Genomic DNA, 24,886 nt, shown 5'->3' on the forward strand with positions numbered 1-24,886 from the left:
CCGTCTCCCCTCCCCTGATCGATTACAGAACCGCCGAACGCCCCGTCGCCCGACGGGTGCCGAACGCCCTTCGCCCGCCAACCCAGATCTGGTGCCAGACGTGCTGTCCGACTCCTGCCCCCGCCATCCCCGATCCTCCTGGCTCAACCTGCTGCCGTGGCTGCTGCTCGCCCTGCTCGTGGTGCCGTCGGCAGGCGCCGACACCGGGACCGAGACGACCGCCAATCTACCCACCCTGGCCCAGGTCGAGGCCCGCGCCACCGAGGTCGAGAACTCGACCGCGCTCGACGAGAGCGCCAAGACCACCCTGCTCGAACTCTATCGCCGCACGCGCGCCAGTCTCGAGGACACGCGCAACTTCGATCTCAAGGCCGAGGAGTTCGCCCGCTCGCTGGAGACCGCGCCACGCCAGCGCAGGGCACAGGAGCGCGAACTCGAGGCCGCCCGCGCCGCCACCACCACGCCCGAGGAGGTGATCCCGGACGACCTCACCAGCGAGGCCATCGCCCAGCGCCTGAACAAGGCGCTGGCCGACGTCGCCGTCGAGGAGACGCGGCTCGGCGAGCTGGAGAAACTGACCCAGGCCACCGAGAACCGCCCGGCGGCGGCGCGCGCGCGCATGACCGAGGTCAAGCAGGCGCTCGACCAGCTCGGCGACCCGCCGAGCGTCGACACCGGCGAGCTCAACGGGCAATCGGGCGATTTCGTTCAGGCCCAGCGCTGGGCGCACCAGGCGCGCCGTCAGGCGTTGTGGTCGGAGGCGCAGATGCTCGAACAGGAGCTGCTCAGCCAGCCCGCGCGCATCGCGCTCTATCAGGTCAGGCGCGATCTCGCCGCGCTGCGGCTGAAACGGCTCAAGACCTATCAGCGCGCGCTCGAGGAGCTGCAGAACCAGCGGCGCAACGCCGAGGCCGAGGCCGCCCAGCGCGCCTCCGAGCAGGCCCAGCGCGAGGCCGCCGACAAGCACCCGCTGGTGCAGCGCGAGACCCAGACCAATGCCGAGATCAGCGCCTCGCTGGCACAGATCGCCAAGCAACTCGAGGCCCTCAACGAACGTCAGGCGAGGATCGAGAGCGAGCGCAAGCGCATCGAGGAGGACTTCCGCGGCGCCCAGCAGCGTATCGAGGCCGCCGGACTGAGCCGCGCGCTCGGCCAGGTGTTGCTCGATCGTCGCACCCAGCTGCCCGACCTGCGTCAGTACCGCAAGGACATCGCCACGCGCGAGGACGCAATCGCCGAGGCCACGCTGCGCCAGATCCGCTACCGCGAGGAGAAGCGCCGGCTGCGCGACCGCGACCGCTATCTCGACGAACTCACCCTCGACGTCCCCCGGGACGAGCGCGCGCTGGTACGCGAGCAGCTCGACGAGGTGCTCGAACAGCGCCGCCGGCTGATCGCGCAGAGCCTCGACATCGAGGACGACTATGTCCGCCAGCTCGCCGATCTCAACTATGTCACCGATCAGGTGGTGAGCATCGCCGAGACCTATGACGACTTCCTCGCCGAGCGCCTGCTGTGGGTGCGCAGCGCGCCCCCGATCGGCACCGAGACGCTCACCTCGCTGCCGGCGGCGACCCTCTGGCTGCTGTCCTGGGAGGGGGCCTGGGAGGCGGTTGCGGCGACCCTGCTCGAGCGGCTGCAACACGCCTGGACCTTCTGGGCCGGGCTGCTCGTGGTCGCCGCGCTGCTGTGGCGCCTGACGGCGCTGCGTCGTGCCATCCGCGCCACCGCCGAGCCGCTGCGTCGGGTGCGCACCGACGGCATCCAGCACACCGTCAAGGCGATCGCCCTGACCCTGCTGATGGCGCTCCCCGCGCCCCTGCTGATGGCCCTGCTCGGCATGCAGCTACAGGCCTCGACCGAGGCCACGCCGTTCACCCGCGCCTTCGCCAGCGCGCTCACCGAGGTCGCCGGCGGGCTCTACTTCCTGCTCGCCTTCCGCGGGCTGTGCATCACCGGCGGCGTGGCCGATCGCCACTTCCGCTGGAGCACCGCCACCCTGGCGCGCATCCGTCACGCCATCGACTGGTTCTCGGGCTATATCGTGCCGGTCTCGCTGGTGGCCGTCGCCGCCTACGAGAACAACAACCCGGTCGACACCGGCGAGCTGATGCGGCTCACCCTGGTCGCCTGCATGCTCGGCTTCACCGCCTTCTTCTGGCACCTGCTCAACCCCGCCAAGGGGCTGTTCAAGGGGATCATCGCCGAGCGTCCCGAGGGCTGGCTCAACCGACTGCGCCACATCTGGTTCCCCTTCGTGGTGGGCGCGCCGCTGGCCCTCGCCGGGCTGGCGCTGGCCGGTTACGTCTACACCGCCGGGATGCTGTTCCGCTCGCTGGTGGCCCAGACTTGGCTGGTGCTCACCCTGCTGGTGGTCCACCAGACCATCGTGCGCTGGCTGATCGTCACCCGCCGCCGCCTCGCGCTACAGGCCGCGCTCGAACGCCAGGCCGCGCGTCGTGCCCAGAGCAGCGAGCCGAGCACCCCGACCGAGGTGGTACAGCTCGAGGAGTCCGAGCCCGACCTGGCGGCGATGGACGAGCAGACCCGGCGGCTGATCAACACCTCGATCTTCTTCGCCGCGGTGGTCGGGTTGTGGATCACCTGGTCGGACGTGCTGCCCGCCTTCTCGATGCTCGAACGCTTCGCGCTGTGGCACTACGAGGGCACGGTCGAGGGCGTCACCCAGCTCGTCCCGGTCACCGCCGCCGATGTCGGACTGGTGTTCGTGATCATCTTCGTCGCCACCGTGGCGGCCAAGAACCTGCCGGCGCTGATCGAGTTCCTGCTGTTGCAGAGCGAGGCGGTCTCGGCCGGCGGCCGCTACGCGATCAAGACCCTGGCGAGCTACACCATCACCGCCGTGGCCTTCCTCCTCGCCTTCTCCACCCTGGGCCTGAGCTGGTCGCAGGTGCAGTGGCTGGTGGCTGCACTCAGTGTCGGCATCGGTTTCGGTCTGCAGGAGATCGTGGCCAACTTCATCAGCGGCCTGATCATCCTCTTCGAGCGTCCGGTACGGGTCGGCGACATCGTCACCATCGGCGACACCACCGGGGTGGTGACCAACATCCAGATCCGCGCCACCACCATCCGCAACTGGGACAAGCAGGAGCTGCTGGTGCCGAACAAGGAGTTCATCACCGGACGGCTGCTCAACTGGTCGCTCACCGACCAGCAGAACCGCGTGACCATCCCGGTCGGCATCGCCTACGGCAGCGACACCCGCCGGGCGCTGGAGATCCTCACCCAGGTCGCCGAGCAGCACGAGAAGGTGCTCGACGACCCGGCGCCGCTGCTCAGCTTCGAGGGCTTCGGCGACAACGCCCTGACCCTGGTGATGCGCTGCTATCTCGACTCGCTCGACGGGCGCATCGCGATCATCACCGAGCTGCACCAGACGATCTACGACCGCTTCAACGAGGCCGGGATCGAGATCGCCTTCCCGCAGCGCGACGTGCATCTCTCGGCCGACGCGCCGCTCGAGGTGCGGCTGCATCGCGCCGCGCGGGCGCAACTCGGCTCGGGGGACGTACCGCTGAAGACGGCGGAGACGGACTGAGGGGAGAGGGGATGGCGTGCGGTGGCGGCGGCGCTGCCGCCGCCCGAGCGAACGGACCCCGGGCGCAGGAGGCCCGGGGCGAGGGCGTCAGATCTGCTCGTCGAAGTCCGGATCCTCCAGCAGGTCGCGCAGCCGCTTGAGTTCGCGCATCTGCTCGATGCGCCGGCGCGCCGCCAGGACGTCGCCGCCATAGGCGTCTTCGTTCTGGTTCATCAGGTGAGGGGCGCGGTCGAGCACCTCGTCGCCATAACCGCCGTCGGTCTCCAACATCTCTCCGTTACCTCTGGATTACAGTGCAAACCACAGGCGGCTATCTACTCCAAAGTCTCGCGCTCAGAAAGAGAATTTTTTTGATCGTCAGGATCAACGTTGGCGATCGACGGCCGCGACGGCGCATCACCGCTGATGTTCGACCCGCACCCGCTTGAGATTGGTGAACAACTGATAGGCGATGGTGTCGCTCGCGCGGGCCAGCGCGCCGGCGTCGATCCGCGCCCCCCACAGTTCGACGCGGTCGCCGACGACGGCCTCGGGGAGGTCGGTGAGATCGACCGTGATCATGTCCATCGACACCCGTCCGGCGAGCGGCGCGCGCCGCCCGCGCACCATCACCGCCACCCCGTCCGGGGCGTGGCGCGGATAGCCGTCGGCATACCCGATCGCCACCACCCCGATGCGGCTCGGACGGCGGCAGACGAAGCGCCCGCCGTAGCCGACCGGCTCCCCGGCGGGCAGCGTGCGGATGGCGATCAGCGCCGACTCCAGGGTCATCGCCGGGCGCAGCGCGGCGGCATTGGGATGGGCCGTGTCGAAGGGTGAGACGCCATAGAGCATGATCCCCGGGCGCACCCAGTCGCGATGCGCCGCCGGTAGATCGAGCACCGCCGCCGAGTTGGCCAGGCTCGCCGGCACGACACCCGCGACCGCGCCGTCGAAGGCGGCGAGCTGATGCGCGCTGTAGGACTCGCCCGGCTCGTCGGCGCGTGCCAGATGGCTGATCGCGCGCAGACGCCCGACCTGGGGGCAGTCACGCAACCGCGCCAGCGCCGCGGCAACCTCCGGCGGCGCGAACCCCACCCGGTGCATCCCCGAGTCGACCTTGAGCCAGCAGCCGAAGGGGCGCTCGGGACGGGCCGCCGCGATCCACTCGAGCTGGTGCTCGGCGTGCACCACCATGTCCAGCCCGGCGCGATCGACCGCCGCCAGTTCATCCGGCGCGAACACCCCCTCGAGCAGCAGGATCGGCCCCTCGACGCCCGACTCGCGCAGCTCCAGCGCCTCCTCCAGGAAGGCCACCGCGAACCCGTCGGCCACCGGCGCCAGCGCCCGCGCCACCGCCACCGCGCCGTGCCCGTAGGCATCGGCCTTGACCACCGCCCACGCCCGCGCCGAGGGCGCGCAGGACTTGGCGTGCAGATAATTGTGGCGTATCGCCGCGAGATCGATACGGGCGCGAGCCGGACGTGACATCTGGAAACATCTCCTGGGTTGCAAGGCGATCCAAGATACAACGAGCCGGCAGCTATCAGCTATCAGCCGCCAGCCGCCAGCTGGCGACCGGGACGTGGGCCGGGCAACGCGCAGCTGGTCCGGCGCAGCCATGCCGACGCCGGAGACCCTCATCGCATGACGGCGGTCGGCAGATTGAACCGCCAAGATACCGTCTTGCCCGTCAATCGCCGATCATGCACACCAGCCTCCAGTGGGGGAGACTGGCGTGCATGGTCGGCGGTTGACGGGAAGGACGGTCTCTTTGCGGTTCAAGTCCGCCAGACCGTCAACGCCGGACGCCTTGCCCGGCCTACGGGGCGGATTGTTCTCTCGCCCGCGCCACGCACAGTTGCCCCAGCGCCAGTCCGCCGTCGTTGGCCGGGACGCGGCGGTGGAGGAGGACCTGGAGGCCCTGGGCCTCCAGGGCGGTGGCGAGGGGTTCGACGAGGCGGCGGTTCTGCATGACACCGCCGCTGAGGGCGACGGTGTCGAGCCGGTGGCTGGCGCAGAGCCGGGTGGCGCACGCGACCAGGGCATGGATCAGGCCGTCGTGGAAGCGCGCGGCGGCGCGCGCCGGGGTGGTCCCGGCGGCGAGATCGTCAAACAGCGCGGGCCACAGCGGCGCGGGGTCGATCATCAGCCGACCGTCGGCGGCGGTGTCGAGGGCGAAAGGATAGCCCTCGGGCGCGGGGGGTACGGTGGCGGCCAGGGTCTCGACGGCGATTGCGGCCTCGCCCTCGTAGCCGAGTCGGGGCGGGGCGAGACCGAGCGCGGCGGCGACGGCGTCGAACAGCCGCCCCGCCGAACTCGACGGCGGGGCGTTGAACCCGCGCGCGATCAGGGTGCGTAGCGCCTCGAGCGGCTGCGCGGCAAGCGCGCGCACCGCCTCGAGCGCGGCCCAGCGGCGCAGCGCGGCATCGAGCAGCCCGGCGCGTTCGAGCTGGGCGAGCAGGTTGCGCCAGGGCTCGACCATCGCCCGCGCCCCGCCCGGCAGCGCCGCCGGGCACAGCCCGCCGAGCCGTCGCGACCCGCGATAGTCGACCTGCAGCAGCTCGCCGCCCCAGAGGGTGCCATCCTCCCCCCAACCGAGCCCGTCGAGCGCGATGCCGAGCACCGGCCCGTCCTCGGGCGGGCGACCGTGCTCGGCGAGCAGCGCGGCGATGTGGGCGTGGTGGTGTTGCACCTCGACCAGCGCCAGCCCGGCGCGCGCGGCCCAGTCGCGACCGTACTGGCTGGCGCGGTAGTCGGGGTGGGCGTCGATCGCGATGCGCGTGGGCCGGTGCTCGAACAGCGCCAGATAGCGCGCCAGGGTGGCTACCCAGGCGCGCGCGCTGCCCGCCTCTTCGAGATCGCCGAGGTGCTGGCTGAGGATTGCCCGCTCGCCGTCACCGAGACAGAGGGTGTTCTTCAGTTCGCCGCCGAGCGCGACCGTCGCCGCGCCTCGCGCCAGCCCCGGCGGCAGGACGAGCGCGCCGGGGGCGTGGCCACGGGCGCGGCGCAGCAGCCGGGGGCGTGCGGCGATGGTGCGCACCACCGAGTCGTCGACACGGTTGCGGATGTCGCGGTCGTGCAGCAGCCAGGCGTCGGCGATCCCGGCGAGCGCCTGCAGCGCCTCGTCGTTGTCGATGCACTGCGGCGCGCCGGCGCGGTTGCCGCTGGTCATCACCAACGGGCGCGTCCACTCGGCGAGCAGCAGCAGGTGCAGCGGGCTGTAGGGCAGCAGCATCCCCAGGGTCGACTGGCCGGGCGCGACCGCCTCGGCGAGCGGCGCGCCGTCGGCGCGACGCGCCAGCAGCACGATGGGTGCGGCAGGGCTGGCGAGGGTCTCGGCCTCGCCGGGGGCGAGCAGGCAATGGCGGCGCACCACCGCGAGATCGCGCGCCATCAGCGCGAAGGGCTTGCCCGGGCGCCGCTTGCGCCGACGCAGCTCGGCCACCGCCCGGTCGTTGCCGGCGTCGCAGGCGAGATGGAAGCCGCCGATGCCCTTGATGGCGAGGATCTCGCCCGCGGCGAGCCGGGCGCTGGCGGCGGCGATGGGGTCGGCCCCGGTCTCCTCCAGCGCCCGCCCGTCGGCCCCGGCGAGCCAGACCCGCGGGCCGCACACCGGGCAGGCGTTGGGCTGGGCGTGGAAGCGCCGGTCGGCGGGGTCGGCGTACTCGCGCGCGCACGCCGGGCACAGCGGAAAGTGCGCCATGCTGGTGTTGGCCCGATCGTAGGGGATGGACTCGACGATCGACAGCCGTGGCCCGCAGTGGGTGCAGTTGGTGAAGGGGTAGCGATGACGGCGGTTCGCCGGGTCCCGCACCTCGGCGGCGCAGGCGCTGCAGGTGGCGGCATCGGGGACGATGGCGGTGTGCACCGGGGTGTCGGCGCTGGCGAGGATGACGAAATCGCCGACCCCGGCGAGCGCGGCGGGGTCGGCGAGCGGCGCGCGCTCGATGCGCTCGATCCGCGCCAGCGGCGGGCACTCGGCGCGCAGCCGGGCGCAGAAACGCGCGATCGCCTCGGGCGGCGCGCCGGCGCCGGGCCGGGCGCGGATCAGCACGCCCTCGCCGTCGTTGCGGACATCGCCGACCAGGGCGCAGTCGCGCGCCAGCCGCCACACCGTCGGGCGGAAGCCGACGCCCTGCACCTGACCGCGCACCCGGATCGACTCGGCCGGTGCGCCGCTCCCGTCCGCCCCCGACACCCTAGCCGCGCCCCGCACGCCGGACCATGCCTCTCATTGCCGCCCGGCCAGCGCGGCGTGCGCCGCCGCCAGCCGCGCCACCGGCACCCGCGGACCGGAGCAACTGACGTAGTCGAGCCCGGCCTGATGGCAGAAGGCGATGGAGTCGGGGTGGCCGCCGTGCTCGCCGCAGATGCCGACGTGCAGGTTGGGCTTGACCCGCCGTCCCCACTCCACCGCCAGCTCCATGAGCTTGCCGACGCCCTTGCGGTCGAGCACGTCGAAGGGGTTGTCCTGGAGGATGCCGGACTGGTTGTAGAGCGGCAGGAACTTGTTCTCGGCGTCCTCGCGCGAGAAGGAGAAGGTCGCCTGGGTGAGATCGTTGGTGCCGAAGGAGAAGAAGTCGGCCTCCTCGGCGAGCGACTCGGCGCGCATGCAGGCGCGCACCACCTCGATCATGGTGCCGAAGCGGAAGGCGACCGGCGCGCCGTAGCGCTCGGCGACCTCGGCGTGGATGGTCTCGACCGAGGCGCGGACCATGCGCAGCTCCTGCGCGGTGCAGACCTGCGGCACCTTGATCTGGGGATGGACCTCGATGCCGGCCTTGGCGCACTCGGCGGCGGCCTCGAGGATGGCGCGCACCTGCATCTGGTAGATCTCGGGGAAGGTGATGCCGAGCCGCACGCCGCGATGGCCGAGCATGGGGTTGGTCTCGTAGAGCAGGCGCACCTTGCGCAGCATCGCCTCCTTCTTGGCGATCGCCTCCTCGACCAGCGCCGGCTCGACCAGCCGCCGGGCGCGGTCGACCTCGTGGCGCAGGGTGTCCTCGGCGTGCAGCAGGCCCATCGCCCCGGCGAGCACGCCGAGCCCGCGCGCGCCGCACTCGAGCGCGCGCAGGTCGGCGATCTCGCGTTCGAGCACCTGGGCGTCGGGGAGGAACTCGTGGATCGGCGGGTCGAGCAGACGGATGGTCACCGGGTTGGGCGACATCACCTCGAACAGCGACTGGAAGTCGGCGCGTTGCAGCGGCAGCAGCCGGTCGAGCGCGTCCTGACGCTGCTCCGGGGTCTCGGCGACGATCATCTCGATGACGATCGGCAACCGCTCGACGTCGTTGAACATCCGCTCGGTGCGCGCCAGCCCGATACCGACGGCGCCATAGCGGCGCGCCCGGCGGGCGTCGTCCGGGGTATCGGCGTTGGCGAGCACGCGCAGCCGGGCGTGCGCGTCGGCCCAGCCGAGCAGGGTGCCGAGTTCGGCGGTGAACTCCGGCTCGACGGTGGCGATGGCGCCGATGTAGACCTTGCCCGAGGTGCCGTCGATGGTGATGATCTCGCCCTCGCGGAAGCGGGTCAGCCCGACCCGCGCCTCGCGTCGCTCGACATCGACGCTGATGCCCTCGGCCCCGGCCACGCAGGGCTTGCCCATGCCGCGCGCGACCACCGCCGCGTGCGAGGTCTTGCCGCCGCGCGAGGTGAGGATGCCGGCGGCGGCGAAGAAGCCGTGGATATCCTCGGGCTTGGTCTCCTCGCGCACCAGGATCACCTTCAGCCCCTGCTCGCGCCCGAGCTGCTCGGCGCGGTCGGCGTCGAACACCGCGATCCCCGAGGCCGCCCCCGGCGAGGCCGGCAGCCCCTGGGCGACGGACTCGGCCACCACCCCGGGGTCGAGCCGGGGGAAGAGCATCTGTTCGAGCAGGTCGGGGGCGATGCGCAGCAGCGCGCGCTCGCGCTCGATCAGCCCCTCCTCGACCATCTCCACCGAGGTGCGCACCATCGCCGTGGCGTTCATCTTGCCGTTGCGCGTCTGCAGGCAGTAGAGCTGACCGCGCTCGATGGTGAACTCGAAGTCCTGCACCTCGCGGTAGTGGCGTTCGAGCTTGTCGCGCAGCTCGGCGAGCGCGGTGGCCATCTCCGGCATCTCGTCGGCGAGGCGGTCGATCGGCTTGGGGGTGCGGATGCCGGCGACCACGTCCTCGCCCTGGGCGTTGACCAGATACTCGCCGTAGAGCCGGTTCTCGCCGGTGCCCGGGTTGCGGGTGAAGGCCACGCCGGTGGCCGAGTCCTCGCCGCGATTGCCGAAGACCATGGTGACGACGTTGACGGCGGTGCCGTTGGCCATCTCCGGGGTGATGTGGAACTGACGCCGGTAGTCGACCGCGCGCTTGCCCTGCCAGCTGTTGAACACCGCCTGGATGGCGAGTTCGAGCTGTTGGTAGGGGTCCTCGGGGAAGGGCTGGCCGGTGTGCTCGCGCACCAGCGCGAGGAAGCGCTCGCAGACCTGTTCGAGTTCGCGCGCCGAGAGATCGACGTCCTGGCGGGCGTGGGCGGCGCGCTTGATCGCCTCGAAGGCGGTGTCGAAGACCGCGTCGTCGATGCCGAGCGCGACCTTGCCGAAGAGCTGGATGAAGCGGCGATAGGCGTCGTAGCCGAAGCGCGCGTCACCGGTGGCGCGGATCTCGCCCTGCAGGGTGGCGGCATTGAGCCCGAGGTTGAGGATGGTGTCCATCATCCCCGGCATCGACATCGCCGAGCCCGAGCGCACCGAGACCAGCAGCGGGTTGTCGGGGTCGCCGAAGCCCTTGCCGGTCTTCTCCTCGACCGCGCGCATCTGCGCGCGCACCTCCTCCATCAACGCCGCCGGCAGCCCCTGCTCGGGCGCGGCCAGATAGTCGAGACAGGCGGTGGTGGCGATCACGAAGCCGGGCGGCACGTTGAGCCCGATCTGGGTCATCTCGCAGAGATTCGCCCCCTTGCCGCCGAGCAGTTGCTTGTCCTTGCCGTCACCGTCCTCGAATGCGAACACGGACTGGGTGGTCGTCGCCATCATCATCGGTCCTCTCGTTCGTGTGCGAATGGATGCCGGCCACGCCGGCGGCGTCGGCTTCGAGTCTATCGTGTCGACGAGGAAACGCACGGGGAAATGCGGGGGGCGGGCTGCCAGTCGCCAGTCGTCAGCTTCCAGCCACCAGTTGCCAGCCGCCAGCCGACAGCCGCCAGTCGCCAGTCGCCAGTCGCGGAGAGGCTTGAACCGCAAAGCCGCGAAGGACGCGAAGGGGGATTGAGCCGACAGCCGCCAGTGGACGCGATCACCCGACGGTGGTGCGGACCCGCGCCGTCCGTGGCCTCGCGCCGGCATCACGCATCATCCCCTTTGCGCGCTTCGCGGCTTTGCGGTTCAAGCCTGGCGGCTGGCGGCTGGTCGCCTTCCCCGCTCCATCTCGCAGGTCATCGCTCGCACCCGGTGGGCACGCTGCGCTTTGCCCACCCTACGGGTTGCATACGCCTCATCTCCTTTGCGGCCTTCGCGTCATAGCGGTTCAAGCCTCTTGGTCGCTGGCGACCGTCCTCGTCCGTCATTTTCAGGCCCTTTGCATCGGGTATACTGACAGGTTTCGCATTCGCACCATCAACGAGCCCTGAACCGACATGCTGGACAAGAATTACGACCCGCAGAACCTGGAGAAGACCTGGTACAGCCACTGGGAGGAGCGAGGCTACTTCGTCCCGCGGACACAGCAGGGCGAGTCGGGTGCCTATTGCATCATGATCCCGCCGCCGAACGTCACCGGCAGCCTGCACATGGGGCACGCCTTCCAGGACACCATCATGGACGCGCTGATCCGCTACCAGCGGATGCAGGGCAAGCAGACGCTGTGGCAGCCGGGCAGCGACCACGCCGGTATCGCCACCCAGATGGTGGTCGAGCGGCTGCTCGACGCCGAGGGCAAGACCCGTCACGACCTCGGTCGCAAGGCCTTCACCGATCGGGTGTGGCAGTGGAAGGGCGAGTCCGGCGGCAACATCACCCGTCAGCTGCGTCGCATGGGCGCCTCGCTCGACTGGGAGCACGAGCGCTTCACCATGGACGAGGGGCTGTCCGAGGCGGTGCGCGAGGTCTTCGTGCGGCTCTACGAGGAGGGGCTGATCTACCGCGGCAAGCGTCTGGTCAACTGGGACCCGGTGCTGCACACCGCCGTCTCCGACCTGGAGGTGCTCTCCGAGGAGGAGCAGGGCCACATGTGGGAGATGCGCTATCCGCTGGTGCGGCCGATGCGCATGGCCAAGGTGCGTTATCTGGTGGTCTCGACCACCCGCCCCGAGACCCTGCTCGGTGACTGCGCGGTGGCGGTCAACCCGGAGGATCACCGCTACAGCCACCTGATCGGCGAGTACGTCGAGCTGCCGCTGACCGGACGGCGCATCCCGATCGTCGCCGACGAGCACGCCGACCCCGAGTTCGGCACCGGCTGCGTGAAGATCACCCCGGCGCACGACTTCAACGACCACCAGGTGTGGCTGCGTCATCGCGACGAGTCGGCGATCGCCGACCAGCCCCACGGCGGTCTGATCAACATCTTCACCCCGGATGCGGCGATCCGCGCCAACGAGCCCGACGAGGGCAAGCTGATCCCCGAGGCCTATGTCGGACTCGACCGCTACGAGGCGCGCAAGCGCATCGTCGCCGATCTCGAGGCCCAGGGTCTGCTGGTGGCGGTGCGCGACCACAAGCTGCAACAGCCGCGCGGCGACCGCTCCGGGGCGGTGATCGAGCCCTATCTCACCGATCAGTGGTACGTGCGCGTGCAGCCGCTGGCGGAACCGGCGATCGCGGCGGTGGAGAACGGCGACATCCGCTTCGTCCCCGACAACTGGAAGAACACCTATTTCGAGTGGATGCGCAACATCCAGGACTGGTGCATCAGCCGCCAGATCTGGTGGGGACACCGCATCCCGGCCTGGTACGACAGCGAGGGCAACGTCTATGTCGGGCGCTCCGAGGCGGAGGTGCGCGAACGTCACGACTTCGGCCCCGAGATCGAGCTGCGTCAGGACGACGACGTGCTCGACACCTGGTTCAGCTCCGCGCTGTGGCCCTTCAGCACCCTCGGCTGGCCCGAGGACACCGAGCGCCTCAAGACCTTCTACCCGACCTCGGTGCTGGTCACCGGCTTCGACATCATCTTCTTCTGGGTCGCCCGGATGATCATGATGGGCATCAAGTTCATGGGCGAGGTGCCCTTCCGCGAGGTCTACATCCACGGCCTGGTGCGCGACGCCCACGGCGACAAGATGTCGAAGTCGAAGGGTAACGTGCTCGACCCCATCGACCTGATCGACGGCATCGAGCTGGAGGACCTGGTCGAGAAGCGCACCAAGGGGATGATGCAGCCGCATCTGGCCGAGAAGATCACCAAGGCCACCCGCAAGGACTTCCCCGAGGGCATCGCCGGCTACGGCACCGACGCGCTGCGCTTCACCTTCGCCGCGCTCGCCTCGACCGGGCGCGACATCAAGTTCGACCTCGGGCGCATCGAGGGCTACCGCAACTTCTGCAACAAGCTGTGGAACGCCTCGCGCTACGTGCTGATGAACACCGAGGGCGAGGACTGCGGCGCCGCCGGCGGCGCGCTCGAACTCAGTGCCGCCGATCGCTGGATCCGCGCGCGCCTGGCCGAGACCACCGCCACGGTGACCGACGCCATCGATCACTACCGCTTCGACCACGCCGCCCAGGCGATCTACGAGTTCACCTGGAACGCCTTCTGCGACTGGTACCTGGAGCTGTGCAAGCCGGTGCTCACCGGTGCCGAGGCGAGCGACGCGGCCAAGCGCGGCACCCGTCACACCCTGGTCCACACGCTGGAGACGCTGCTGCGTCTGGCCCACCCGATCATGCCCTTCATCACCGAGGAGATCTGGCAGAAGGTGCGCCCGCTCGCCGGTGTCGAGGGCGAGACCATCATGCTCGCGCCCTACCCCAAGGTCGACGCCGCCGCCGCCGACCCCGAGGCGGTCGCCGAGATCGAGTGGGTGAAGCAGTTCGTGCTCGGGGTGCGACGGATCAAGGGCGAGATGAACATCGCCCCCGGCAAGCAGCTGCCGGTGCTGGTGACCAACGCCTCGGCGCAGGATCGGGCGCGGCTGGAGAGCGCGCGCCACTATCTCGACTTCCTCGCCCGCACCGAGTCGGTCACCGTGCTCGACGACCCGGCCGAGGCGCCGGAGTCGGCCATCGCCCTGGTCGGTGAGATGAAGGTGCTGATCCCGATGGCGGGGCTGATCGACAAGGAGGCCGAGCTGAAGCGACTCGACAAGGAGATCGAGCGTCTGGAGAACGACGTCAAGCGCACCGAGGGCAAGCTCGCCAACCCCAACTTCGTCGACAAGGCACCGGCGGCGGTGGTGGACAAGGAGCGCGCCAAGCTCGAGGACCACAGCCGCGCGATCGCCGAGCTGCGTGCCCAGCGCGAGCGCATCGCCGCACTCTGAGCCACAACACTGGCGACCGGCCGGGGCAATCCCGGCCGGACCACGCCGGGCGCGCACCGGCGCGCCCGGCTTCCCCTCCCCTCCGACAAACGTCTTGAACGCGACCGGGGCGCGTCGTCCTCAACCGAAGGTGCGGCTCATGTCGTGGAGACGCTGCAGCTGTCTGAGCGCCTCGTCGGCGACCTCGGCCAGCTCGCGGCTCTTCTCCAGGGTGTTGCGCGCGGCATCGTCGACGCGATGACTGTTGCGGCTGATCTCCTCGGCCACCGCGCCCTGCTCCTCGGTCGCCGAGGCGACGCGGTGGATGTAGTCGAGCACCTGACCGAGCTGCTCGGTGATCTCCTCGACCAGGGTGATCGACTCGCGACTGTCGGTCGAGCACACCCTGGCGCCCTCGACGCTGTCGCCGAGCGACTGCACCAACGAGGCGATATAGGCATTCATCTGCTCGATATTGGTACGGATCTCGCCGGTGAAGCGCTGGGTGCGGGTGGAGAGGTTGCGCACCTCGTCGGCCACCACCGAGAAGCCGCGCCCGTGCTCGCCGGCGCGCGCCGCCTCGATCGCGGCGTTGAGCGCGAGCAGATTGGTCTGCTCGGCCAGCCCGTTGATCTCCTGCATCGCCCCGCCGACCTTGTCGGCGGCCTGACGCAGATCGTTCGACTGCCCGGTCACCGCCTCCATGGTATCGGCCAGCCGCAGGGTGCGCTGGGCGCTGTGGTGGATGCGATCGCGGGCACTGGTGCAGTTGGCGCTGGTACGCTCCAGCAGCCCCTCGGACTCGTTGGTGATGTTGGCGATGTCGGTGATGGTGGTACTCATCTGGGTCATCGCGGTGGCGATCTGCGAGAGCTCGTTGCGTTGCAGCTCGACATCGCCGAGGGTCTCGGCGGAGGCGTCGGCGGTGCGCTGGGCGAGCAGCTTGAGCTTGTCGGCGCGATCGGTCACCCGACCGAGGATGGTGCGTACCCGCGCCTCGAGCAGACCGACCCGAAAGCGCACGACGTCGGCCACCGAGTCGCCGGCATAGACCTGACGACTGATGCTGTCGTACTCCTGGCGCATCTGTCGCAACAGACGCAGGCAGCCGACCAGCTCGGCCCCGCCGACCAACAGCGTCAGGGTGGCGATCAGGGCGCCGGCGATCACCCAGGGCGACAACAGCCAGGCGGCGGCAGCGAGGGCGAACGTCCCCACCACCCAGGGCGTGACCAGCCGGACCAGCCGCAACACGTCCACCCGCCGACCGCGCCGCATCCGCGCGTAGAGATGCTCGGCGCGCTCGATCAGTTGACGTCCGGCCGGACAGGTGCGCACCGACTGGTAGCCGACGCGCTCGCCGCGCTCGAAGATCGGCGTGACATAGGCGTCGACCCAGTAGTAACGCCCGTCCTTGCAGCGGTTCTTGACCAGCCCGCGCCAGCTCTCGCCGGCCTTGAGCTTCTCCCACATGTCGCGAAAGGCCTCGGCGGGCATATCGGGGTGGCGCACGATGTTGTGCGGTCGCCCGACCAGCTCGTCGAGGGTGTAGCCGCTGACCTCGACGAAGGCGTCGTTGGCATAGGTGATGATTCCACGCAGATCGGTCGTCGACACCAGCTGTCGCTCCCGATCGAAGGTGACCTCCGTGTCGATGACCGTCCTGTCGCGCTTGCGATCCCCGCCGACCCGACCCGTTTGAACGTGCATCTCCAACATCCGAGCCCCCCATCCTGGTCCATCGTGTTGGTTCAGGTCATACCGGGCAGTCACCACCGGGCATCGTGAACACCGACGTGCCGCGGGCGACACCGGCGAGCGCTCCGAACGAATCGGCCACGCTCACCTCCAGCCCTGAATCCCGAGCCGATCGTCTCCAAGCAATGGCCCCCATCAGGGGCTTTTCAAGACACGTAGCGTGCTGACGATGCAGTGACCGCTTCTCGCACCGCGCCAGTGCAGTGATGCACCCAGATGCCGCTCGTCGGCCCGTTCAGGAATCGGACCGGCGATCAGGATGACGAGCGCAGCGACGCATCAGTGGCCAGGATTGCCGGACACCGCTTCGTGGACCGGCACCCTCAGCCGCCACGGACCCGGGGCACGCGAGCGCACGGCTCCGGCCAGCGGGACTGGGGCCCGAAGGGGGGACGAGAAAAGGCACGGGACTTGCCAGAAACCTTTTTCAAGCGGCATCCTAAAGTGTTTTTCGTTTGCGAAAATCCGTGTTCCACGGCGTCCCGGTCGAGCGGCCGGCCTGCCCGCGCCGTGGTCGTCACGAACCCTCACACACAAGGAAACCCTATGCATCATCCCGTCTTCAGGGGGCTGATCACCGCCCTCTTGTTCATCTCACCGGCCTTGGCCATGGCCTCGGAGTCGGCCGTCGAGCACTTCGACCTGACCACCAGCTGGGTCGGCTTCTCGGCGCTGGCGATCTTCGTCGCCGCCTACGCCCTGGTCATGGCCGAGGAGTTCACCCACCTGCGCAAGTCCAAGCCGGTGGTGCTCGCCGCCGGCGCGATCTGGCTGATCATCGCCTACTACTACACCACCCACCACGGCGCGCCCGAGGCCGCCGCCGAGGCGGTGCGTCACAACATCATGGAGTTCGGCGAGCTGTTCCTGTTCCTGCTCGCGGCGATGACCTACATCAACGCCATGGAGGAGCGGCAGGTGTTCGACGCGCTGCGCTCCTGGCTGATCCGTATGGGCTTCAGCTACCGCACCCTGTTCTGGACCACCGGTCTGCTCGCCTTCTTCATCTCGCCGGTGGCCGACAACCTCACCACCGCGCTGCTGATGTGCGCCGTGGTCATGGCCGTCGGCGCCGACAGCCCGCGCTTCGTCGGCCTCGCCTGCATCAACATCGTGGTCGCGGCCAACGCCGGCGGCGCCTTCAGCCCGTTTGGCGACATCACCACGCTGATGGTGTGGCAGAAGGGTCTGATCGACTTCCAGACCTTCTTCGCGCTGTTCATCCCCTCGGTGCTCAACTTCGCCGTGCCGGCCGCCTTCATGCACCGCGCCATCCCCAACGAGACCCCGCCGCCGAGCGACGAGCGGGTGCGGATGAAGCGCGGCGCGCTGCGCATCGTGCTGCTGTTCCTCGCCACCATCGCCACCGCGGTGAGCTTCCACAACTTCTACCACCTGCCGCCGGTGCTCGGCATGATGACCGGTCTAGCCTATCTCAAGTTCTTCGGCTTCTATCTCAAGAAGACCGGCGAGCAGGCCACCATCAAGCGCGGCGAGATCGAGGACACCCTCCCCTTCGACATCTTCACCGGCGTGGCGCGCGCCGAGTGGGACACCCTGCTGTTCTTCTACGGCGTCATCCTCTGCGTCGGCGGTCTCGGCTTCATCGGCTATCTCGAGCTGGTCTCGCAGGTCGCCTACGGTGATCTCGGCCCGACCATCGCCAACACCCTGGTCGGCGTGCTCTCGGCGATCGTCGACAACATCCCGGTGATGTTCGCGGTGCTGACCATGAACCCCGACATGACCCAGGGCCAGTGGCTGCTGGTCACCCTCACCGCCGGCGTCGGCGGCAGCCTGCTGTCGATCGGCTCGGCGGCGGGCGTGGCGCTGATGGGGCAGTCGAAGGGCATGTACACCTTCTTCGGCCACCTGCGCTGGACCCCGGTGATCGCGCTCGGCTACGTGGTGAGCATCCTCGCTCACTTCATCATCAACCACCGCTACTTCTCGATGCCGGTGGGCGGCTGATTGCGCCGGTCCACGCCGCCCGGCGTGGACCGACCACGCCGGCCCCGCCCGGGGCCGGCGCTCAGAGCAGCAACAGGGTCGCCAGTCCGAGGAAGATGAAGAACCCGCCGGAGTCGGTCAGCGCGGTGATCAGCACCGAACTGCCGAGCGCCGGGTCGCCGCCGAAGCGCTGGCGCAACAGCGGGATCAACACCCCGGCGGTGGCCGCCAGCAGCAGGTTGAGGGTCATCGCGGCGATCATCACCAAGCCCAGTCCGGGACTGCCGTAGAGCACCCCGGCGAGCACCCCGACCACCCCGCCCCACACCAGACCGTTGATCAGCGCCACCCCCAGCTCCTTGCGCAACAAGCGTCCCAGCGCCGCCGATTCGACCTGCCCCATGGCAATCGCGCGCACGATCATGGTGATGGTCTGGTTGCCGGCATTGCCGCCGATCCCGGCGACGATCGGCATCAGCGCGGCGAGCGCCACCAACTGACCGATCGAGTCCTCGAACAGATCGATCACCCGCGAGGCGACGAAGGCGGTGATCAGGTTGACCGCCAGCCAGGCCCAGCGGTTCTTCACCGAGCGGATCACCGGCGCGAACAGATCCTCCTCCTCGCGCAGACCGACGTTGCCGAGGATCTCGGCCTCGGACTCCTCGCGGATGTAGTCGACCATGTCGTCGACCGTCAGTCGCCCGATCACCCGATCGCGCTCCGAGACAACCGGCACCGAGACCAGGTCGTAGCGCTCGAAGGCCTGGGCCGCGGCGCCGGCGTCGTCGTCGGGGCGGAAGGTGACCACCGCGCGCGATTTCATCACCTCGGAGACGGTGCGCTCGGGGGCGTTGACCAGCAGGGATTCGAGCGTCAGCAGACCACGGAAGCGCTCCTCGCGATCGACCACGAAGAGCTTGTCGGTGTGGTCCGGGAGCGCGCCGAAGCGGCGCAGATAACGCAGCACCGCGCCCAGGGTGACCTGCTCGCGAACCTTGATCAGGTCGAAGTCCATCAGCGCGCCGACCGTGCCCTCGGGGTAGGACATCGCCTCGCGCACGTGCGCCTGCTCGTCCTGATCGAGTGCGGCGAGCACCGCCTGCACCACCTCGGGCGGCAGGTCGGGGGCGAGATCGGCCAGCTCGTCGGCGTCGAGACCCAGTGCCATCGCCTTGAGCGCGTAATGGTCCATGGTCTCGAGCAGGCTCGCGCGCACCGCGTCGGAGACCTCAAGGAGGATGTCGCCGTCCTTGTCGGCACGCACCAGCTCCCACACGAACAGCCGGTCGGCGAGCGGCAGGGTCTCGAGGATCCAGGCGATATCGGCCGGGTGCAGACGGTCGAGCTTGCGCTGCAACCGCGCCAGATTCTGCTTGTGGGTGATCGACTCGACCAGGTCGCGGTGCGGCATCTGCTGACGATGCACCAGCTCGTCGACCAGACGCTGGCGCGAGAGCAGCTCCTGCACGTCGCGCAGATGACGGTGGAGGACGTCGGGATCGCGGGATTTCGACTGTGACATGCGCGTGAGGCCGGGCTGAGCGGGGATGAGGGGATCGCCGTGCGGACGACCTCGCACAGGCCGCGCGCCGCGCGACCGCGGACCGAGGCGATTATACCGATCCGGCGTGACGGTCAGCGCCCCGGGACGGGCGTCGCGGGGGCCGTGGTCCGGGTGCGCTCGAGTTCACGCTTGAACGACTCGATATCGCGCAGCAGCTCCGCGGGCAGGGCCGCAACCGGCGGCGCCGGGTCGGCGCTCGGCGGTGGCGGCCCGGGCGACTCGGGCGGCTCGACAGCCCCGGGCGCCTCAGGCAACGACCGGGGGACTGGCGGCGGGGTTGGCGACGACTCGACGGCGACCCGCGGCGGCGCGGACGCGACCGCATCCGGCGCAGCTGCAGGCACGAGCGGCACCGTCGACACCCGCCACGCCCCGTAGAGCGCCACCGCCAGCGCCAGGGTCGCGAGCAGCGTCGCCACCAATCCCCAGCGCGAGGGGACCGGCGCCGGCGCGAGGGCCGGCGCCGGCGGCGAGCGATCGTGCCCGCGCGCCTGCTCCGACTGGCGCAATGCCTCGAGGATGAAACTCATGGCGAGACCTCCCGCAGCCGGGCGATCCCCGGCAGGTCGACCTGATTGTGCAGTGCGATCAGAGTCCGTGCGCCGGCCAGCCCGTCGGCCTCCAGCCCCTGGCTGCGTTGGAAGCGCTCCAGCGCCTTGCGCAGCACCGGGTCGAAGCCGGGGGTCTCGAGATCGCTGAAGCCCAGCTCCGGCACCTCGGCGAGCAGTCGGCGCAGCCAGCGGATCGCCTCGGCCTCGTCGCCGGGACCGATCACCGCCCCGCCGACCGGGGGCGGCTGCCAGAGCACCACGAAGTCCCCCGACCAGCCCCGCTCGAGCGCCTTGGCGGGGATCTCGACCGCCCCCTCGGGGCCATCGATCAACGCCGTGTCTCGGCGCAGCCCGGCGAGCACCAGATAACGCGCCTCGGGCGCATCCTCCTCGGGCTCGACCGCGAGCAGCGCCGGGCGGTCGAGCCGCCGCAGCACCGCGAGCGCCCCCCGACCCGACTCGCAGCGCAGCCCGAGCGTGGCGACGCGCGCGCAGGGCGCGCCCTCGCCCAGGGTATCGAGCTCGACACCCCAGCGACGCAGCAGCCGCAGCATCGCCTCGGGTTCGGTCGCGGCGGCCGCCCGCAACGCTTCGGGGAGACGCCGGGGCAACGGCTCGACGACCTCGGCCTCGCTGCTCGTGCCTGGCCCGGCAAGCGGGTGCGACGACCTCGCGCCGAGCCAGTCCATGCCCCACCAGCCGGCCCCGAGTGCCACGGCCAACACCGCCCCGACGACCAGTGTCGGGGAGGCGCCGCGCGAGCGGTCATGATGATCGACCGGGTCGCCGCCGAGTTCGCGCGCGGCGCAGGCGACGATCCCGGCATCGACCCGTGGGTGACGACTGACATAGGCGCCGAGCAGGGCGCGGTCGCAGAGGATGTTGATCAGCCGCGGCAGACCGCGGCTCCAGCGGTGGATGCGCCACAGCGCCATGGCGGTGAAGGGCATCCGCTCACAACCGGCGACGGCCAGTCGGTGGCCGATATAGGCGCTGGTCTCGTGATGATCGAAAGGGTGCAGGTGGACCCGCGCGGTGATCCGCTGATCGACCTGACGCAGCTGCGCGCGTGCCAGCATCCGGCGCAGCTCGGGCTGGCCGATGAGAAAGATCTGCAGCAGCTTGTGGGTGCTGGTCTCGAGGTTGGTGAGCAGACGGATCTGTTCGAGCACGCGCGGGCGCAGGTTCTGCGCCTCGTCGATGATCAGCAGCGCGCGTCGCCCCTCGGCGTGCAGCGCCAGCAGATACTGGTTGAGGGCATCGACCAGACGCTTGAGCGAACGCTCGTCGGCGGCGATCGCGATGCCGAACTCCTCGCACACCGCCACCAGCAACTCGCGGGCGGTGAGGCACGGGTTGAGGATCAGCGCCACCTCGACGTGCTCGGGCAGCTGTTCGAGGAAGGCGCGACAGACCGTGGTCTTGCCGGTGCCGACCTCGCCGGTGAGCAGCACGAAACCGCCCTGCTCGCCGGCGCCATAGACGAGGTGCGCGAGCGCCTCGCGATGCTGCGCGCTGAGGAACAGATAGCGCGGATCGGGCGCGATCGAGAAACAGGGTTCGGAGAGACCGAAATAACTGGGATACACGGCTGTCGCTCGCGGCGGCTGCCGGCTTACTGGATGATGAAGCTGCCGAAATAGAGACCATCGACGGCAAAGGTTCCGGCCTGTTCGAGCAGCCCCTCCTGTACCGCCTTGAGCGCGCCCAGACGCAGCGCATCACGCTGATCGAGCGCACTCACCTCATCGACCGTGCGACCGGCGAAATAGCTGATCAGCCGGTCGCGGATCAGCGGCATATGGGTATTGACCGCGTCGGCCGCCTCGGCGGTGCGGACATAGAGATCGATGCCGACCTTGAGGAAACGGGTACGGCTCTCGCCGGCGAGGTTGACGATCAGGGCCGGATCGATGGCGATGTAGTTATCGGTAAAGGGCTCGTCCTGGGCCGCGACCGGCTGGAGCTGTGCCAGCCCGAGCACCAGGGTCAGCACGAGTGCGAGCTGAGTCACTGCGTTCTTCATGGGATTTCACTGTGTACGTATGATGCCCCGCCTGGGGCCGGAAGGTGCCGTCCTTGCGTCCGGCGTCCAACCGATGACTCTACCCCAGGCGGGCGGCCGGGCAAAGGGCCAGGCCCGGGCGCCTCTACTCAACCGCCGGGGCGCGGCAGGTCGTGCTCGATGATCGCCATCGCGCGGCGGCAGATCTCGCGCCCGTAATCGGTCCACTCGCCCTGCCCCCAGTAGCGGTAGCAGCTCGTCTGCGAGCACAGCAGATGGAAGAGCGCGTTGCGGTAGCGCGGGTCGTCGCTATCGATCCCGGGCACCAGCACGCGCTCGTTGAACAGCGCGCTGGCCTCCTCCATCGGCCCGAGCACATTGTCGTAGCCGGCCACCCAGGACAGATCGCTGGTCCAACTGCCGCCGTCCATGTGGAAGCGGTCGTCCTCGCGCTGGAGCGTGTCGATCACCTCGGCCAGTCGCTGCGGGCCGTCGCCGGGCTGCATCCGCGCCCAGATGCGGTCCTGGAACAACGGCTGCACCTCGGGCAGCGCCGACTCGCGCACGCCGAGCGCGAACAGGTGTTCGAGATACTCGCTGACGTTCATCAACGGGGTGTCGGAGCCACTGGCCGCGCGCACCACCTCGATGAACTTGGGCGGGAACTCGTTCATCATCACCCCGCCGTTCTCGCCGTCGGCGATCTGGGTGACCAGCGGCGGCACCTCATGCCCGTCGAGGGTCAGCGGCGCGAGCCCCTGGGCCTCGTACCAGGGCTGCATCTGCGCCACCAGCTTGGTGTCTGACCCCTGGGTCTTGACGATGGCGATGATGCTCGCCTGCTCGCCCTTGGAGTTGGTGCACACCAGCCGGTGCGGCAGGTGGGGGCGGCGCGGGTGAGCGCCGGTCTCGGGCTCGATCACGGTGTGCTCCTGCACCAGCACCCACTGATAGCCGCAGTCGACCAGGGTCTTGACGAACTCGTAGGCGACGTCCGGATGATTGGGCAGCGCCATCTCCGAGGGCGAGAAGCCGCGTACCCGCTCCAACGCCTCCCAGCCGAAGAGGGCGGCGAAGTGGTGCTGGAAGGCACGCACGTGCAGCCGGTAGTCCTGCACCGGGGTGGAGGGCGCCACCGCGTGGCCCCAGGGCATGCCGAGCCACTCCACCGCGGGGCTGTAGTCGGGGTTGCAGGTGATCGTCTGCAGCGCCTCGATCACCCCGTGCTCGCCCATCCGCCGCAACCCGTGCAACAGGGTGCCGGAGTACTCGAGCATGCAGCGCGGCGCGTGGCCCTCGCCGATCAGTTGGGGGATGAACTCGCCCATGCGCTTGTAGCACCAGACGAACGCCGGGGCGTTGTGGTTATCGCCGATGTCCTGGTGCTCCATCATGTATTGCAGGTTGCTGATGATGGCGGCGCTGCGCAGGTCCGACCCGCCGGCCGGGATCAGCGGTTGGTGCTGATGCAGCGCGATGGCGGTGGCCGCGCGCACCCGCGGGAAGTCGATGCCGCCGGGCGCGGCAAACAGCGGTCGCGCGCGCGCCGCTGTCGCCACCCGCGCGACCTCGGCCTCGTGACCGCTGATGTTGGGCAATTCGTCGATGTATTCGGGTAACTGGTCCACGGCGGTGCTCCTCTGCTGCTGGTGATGCACGAGCGGGCGCGGCGACGGGCCGCGCCCGTGGATCCCGCGCGGCGGGCATCGTGCCACCGCCGCGCCAGCCCGGCGCTCAGTCGTCGGCGACGGGCTCGGGCGACGCCCCGGCGAGCAGCGCGCCCGCCCGCGCCAGGTCGGCCTCGGCGCGCCCCACCCAGTCCTCGCCCCAATAGAAGTTGCAGCTGGTCTCGGCGCGCAACAAGGCGTTCAGCGCCTCGCCCAACACTGTCAGGGCCTCACCGTCGTCGCGCTCGCCGGCGGCCCGGCGCGCCTGGTGCAGCGCGGCGCTGACCCGGGCGCAGTCATCGAGCGCCGCGCGCTGGCGCGCCGAGCCGGTCCACTGAGTGAAGTCGCGGCCGTGATGCCAGCCGGTGTTCCAGGCCCCGGTGCGTACCCGCACCTCGCCGTGGAAGCCGTGATGTTCGAGATAGTCGCCGATGAAGGTCGGCACCAGCGCCGCCGTCCCGGCACCGACGCGCTCGAGCAGCGGCAGATAGAAGGCGCTCCAGAAGTTCGCTCCGGGGGTGACGTTGCGGAACCAGCCGCCGTTCTCGCCGTCGGTGGCGGTGGTCACCAGCGGCTCGAAGTCGCACCACCTGGTGCGCTCGGCGACCTCGCGCAGGAACCAGTCGACCTCCATCCCCGACTCCTGGGCGTCGGAGAGTTCGCGATCGCGCACCACCACCACGATCTCGGCGCCACCATGACGGGCGATGTGCGGACGGTAGCGCAGCGCCTGCCAGCTCATCGGCGTGACCGGCTCGACGTGCTCGCTGTCGACCAGCACGTAGCGATAACCGGCGGCGCGCAGTTGCGGGATCAGCTCCATCGAGAAGCCCATCTCCGGCGGCCAGAAGCCGTCGAAGCGCGGGCGCCAGAACAGATGACGCGCCACACCCAGCCAGCGCCCGAGGTGCTCGAGGCGATCGGCCTCGGGGGTCAGCGGCAGCACCGGGTGGTAATAGCCGGTGCCGAGGATCTCGAACAGCCGCTGGTTCTGCAGGTGCCAGAGCAGCGAGCCGCAGTCGACGACGCCGTAGACGCGCTGCTGGAACTCGGGGTCGGAGAGGGTCTCGAGCAGGGTGCCGGAGAGCGACAGGTGGACCCGCGCCAGCGCCTCGTGTCCCCACAGGCTGCGCGGGATGCGATCGAGCGCGAAGAGGATCTCGCGCGCCTCCCAGGGCTGGTGCTCGAGCAACTGCTCGAGGTTGCCGGTGGGCTGGTGCAGGTTGAGCACGAGCGCATGGTGCACAGTCATGACGAGCGACCCCGCGACGGGTGATGAGCGACCGACGGCATCCGGCCGTGGTGTCCGGTGCGCCCCGGAGATGCCGGACGACCGTCCCTAGAGCATAACAGAGGGTCCGGGACAGACATACTACGCTCGGATGACGGTCACTCGCGCCCCATTTCATCCAACCCCAT

General features: G+C 69.8%; 14 protein-coding genes. 3 read left to right on the plus strand and 11 right to left on the minus strand.

Annotation, left to right across the window (positions count from 1 at the left end; all coding sequences use genetic code 11):
• The first annotated feature begins 91 nt into the window (after nt 1-91).
• Nucleotides 92-3,559, plus strand: coding sequence for a mechanosensitive ion channel domain-containing protein (locus tag ACAM26_RS12985; protein WP_369613849.1), 3,468 nt, complete (start codon nt 92-94; stop codon nt 3,557-3,559).
• Nucleotides 3,560-3,646: 87 nt separating this feature from the next.
• Here ACAM26_RS12985 and ACAM26_RS12990 read toward each other — a convergent pair whose 3' ends face one another.
• From ACAM26_RS12990 to ppdK, 4 genes are all read right to left on the minus strand, one after another.
• Entirely contained in the window at nt 3,647-3,829 is a 183-nt protein-coding gene (locus ACAM26_RS12990; RefSeq protein ID WP_123140445.1) for a PA3496 family putative envelope integrity protein, read from the minus strand.
• Nucleotides 3,830-3,955: 126 nt separating this feature from the next.
• The gene (gene alr / locus ACAM26_RS12995) at nt 3,956-5,029 is read right to left on the minus strand and encodes an alanine racemase (protein WP_369613850.1); all 1,074 of its coding nucleotides are present in this window, start codon (nt 5,027-5,029) and stop codon (nt 3,956-3,958) included.
• Between the two features lie 331 nt (nt 5,030-5,360).
• Nucleotides 5,361-7,739 carry a carbamoyltransferase HypF gene (gene hypF, locus ACAM26_RS13000; protein WP_369613851.1) on the minus strand — a complete coding sequence of 793 codons (2,379 nt, stop codon included), beginning with the start codon at nt 7,737-7,739 and terminating at the stop codon, nt 5,361-5,363.
• Nucleotides 7,740-7,772: 33 nt separating this feature from the next.
• Complete coding sequence (ppdK, locus tag ACAM26_RS13005; RefSeq protein ID WP_369614058.1) at nt 7,773-10,544, minus strand: pyruvate, phosphate dikinase; 2,772 nt, start codon at nt 10,542-10,544, stop codon at nt 7,773-7,775.
• Between the two features lie 602 nt (nt 10,545-11,146).
• Between ppdK and ACAM26_RS13010 the strand changes: the two genes are divergently transcribed.
• The gene (locus tag ACAM26_RS13010; RefSeq protein WP_369613852.1) at nt 11,147-13,990 is read left to right on the plus strand and encodes a valine--tRNA ligase; all 2,844 of its coding nucleotides are present in this window, start codon (nt 11,147-11,149) and stop codon (nt 13,988-13,990) included.
• Between the two features lie 120 nt (nt 13,991-14,110).
• Here ACAM26_RS13010 and ACAM26_RS13015 read toward each other — a convergent pair whose 3' ends face one another.
• Nucleotides 14,111-15,679, minus strand: a complete 1,569-nt coding sequence (locus tag ACAM26_RS13015; RefSeq protein ID WP_369613853.1) for a methyl-accepting chemotaxis protein — start codon at nt 15,677-15,679, stop codon at nt 14,111-14,113.
• Between the two features lie 594 nt (nt 15,680-16,273).
• Here ACAM26_RS13015 and nhaD point away from each other — a divergent pair.
• Nucleotides 16,274-17,698 (plus strand): sodium:proton antiporter NhaD, encoded by a 1,425-nt coding sequence (gene nhaD / locus ACAM26_RS13020; protein WP_123140440.1) that lies wholly within the window; start codon nt 16,274-16,276, stop codon nt 17,696-17,698.
• Between the two features lie 61 nt (nt 17,699-17,759).
• Here the strand turns inward: nhaD and mgtE are convergent, their stop codons facing one another.
• The 6 genes from mgtE to ACAM26_RS13050 form a co-directional block, all read right to left on the minus strand.
• Nucleotides 17,760-19,202: a magnesium transporter gene (gene mgtE / locus ACAM26_RS13025; RefSeq protein WP_369613854.1), complete on the minus strand. Its 1,443-nt coding sequence runs from the start codon at nt 19,200-19,202 to the stop codon at nt 17,760-17,762.
• 113 nt (nt 19,203-19,315) lie between these two features.
• The gene (locus ACAM26_RS13030) at nt 19,316-19,774 is read right to left on the minus strand and encodes a hypothetical protein (RefSeq protein ID WP_369613855.1); all 459 of its coding nucleotides are present in this window, start codon (nt 19,772-19,774) and stop codon (nt 19,316-19,318) included.
• Entirely contained in the window at nt 19,771-21,384 is a 1,614-nt protein-coding gene (locus tag ACAM26_RS13035; RefSeq protein WP_369613856.1) for an AAA family ATPase, read from the minus strand. The genes ACAM26_RS13030 and ACAM26_RS13035 overlap by 4 nt, the downstream gene beginning before the upstream one ends.
• 26 nt (nt 21,385-21,410) lie before the next feature.
• Nucleotides 21,411-21,821: a flagellar basal body-associated protein FliL gene (gene fliL, locus ACAM26_RS13040; protein ID WP_123140436.1), complete on the minus strand. Its 411-nt coding sequence runs from the start codon at nt 21,819-21,821 to the stop codon at nt 21,411-21,413.
• Nucleotides 21,822-21,949: 128 nt separating this feature from the next.
• Nucleotides 21,950-23,428 (minus strand): glycosyl hydrolase family 57, encoded by a 1,479-nt coding sequence (locus ACAM26_RS13045; protein ID WP_123143320.1) that lies wholly within the window; start codon nt 23,426-23,428, stop codon nt 21,950-21,952.
• Nucleotides 23,429-23,534: 106 nt separating this feature from the next.
• A complete protein-coding gene (locus tag ACAM26_RS13050; protein ID WP_123140434.1) occupies nt 23,535-24,719 on the minus strand; it encodes a glycoside hydrolase family 57 in 1,185 nt (394 codons plus the stop codon).
• Between the last annotated feature and the right edge of the window lie 167 nt (nt 24,720-24,886).

The sequence above is a fragment of the Marichromatium sp. PS1 genome, assembly GCF_041155115.1.
GTDB lineage: Bacteria > Pseudomonadota > Gammaproteobacteria > Chromatiales > Chromatiaceae > Marichromatium > Marichromatium gracile.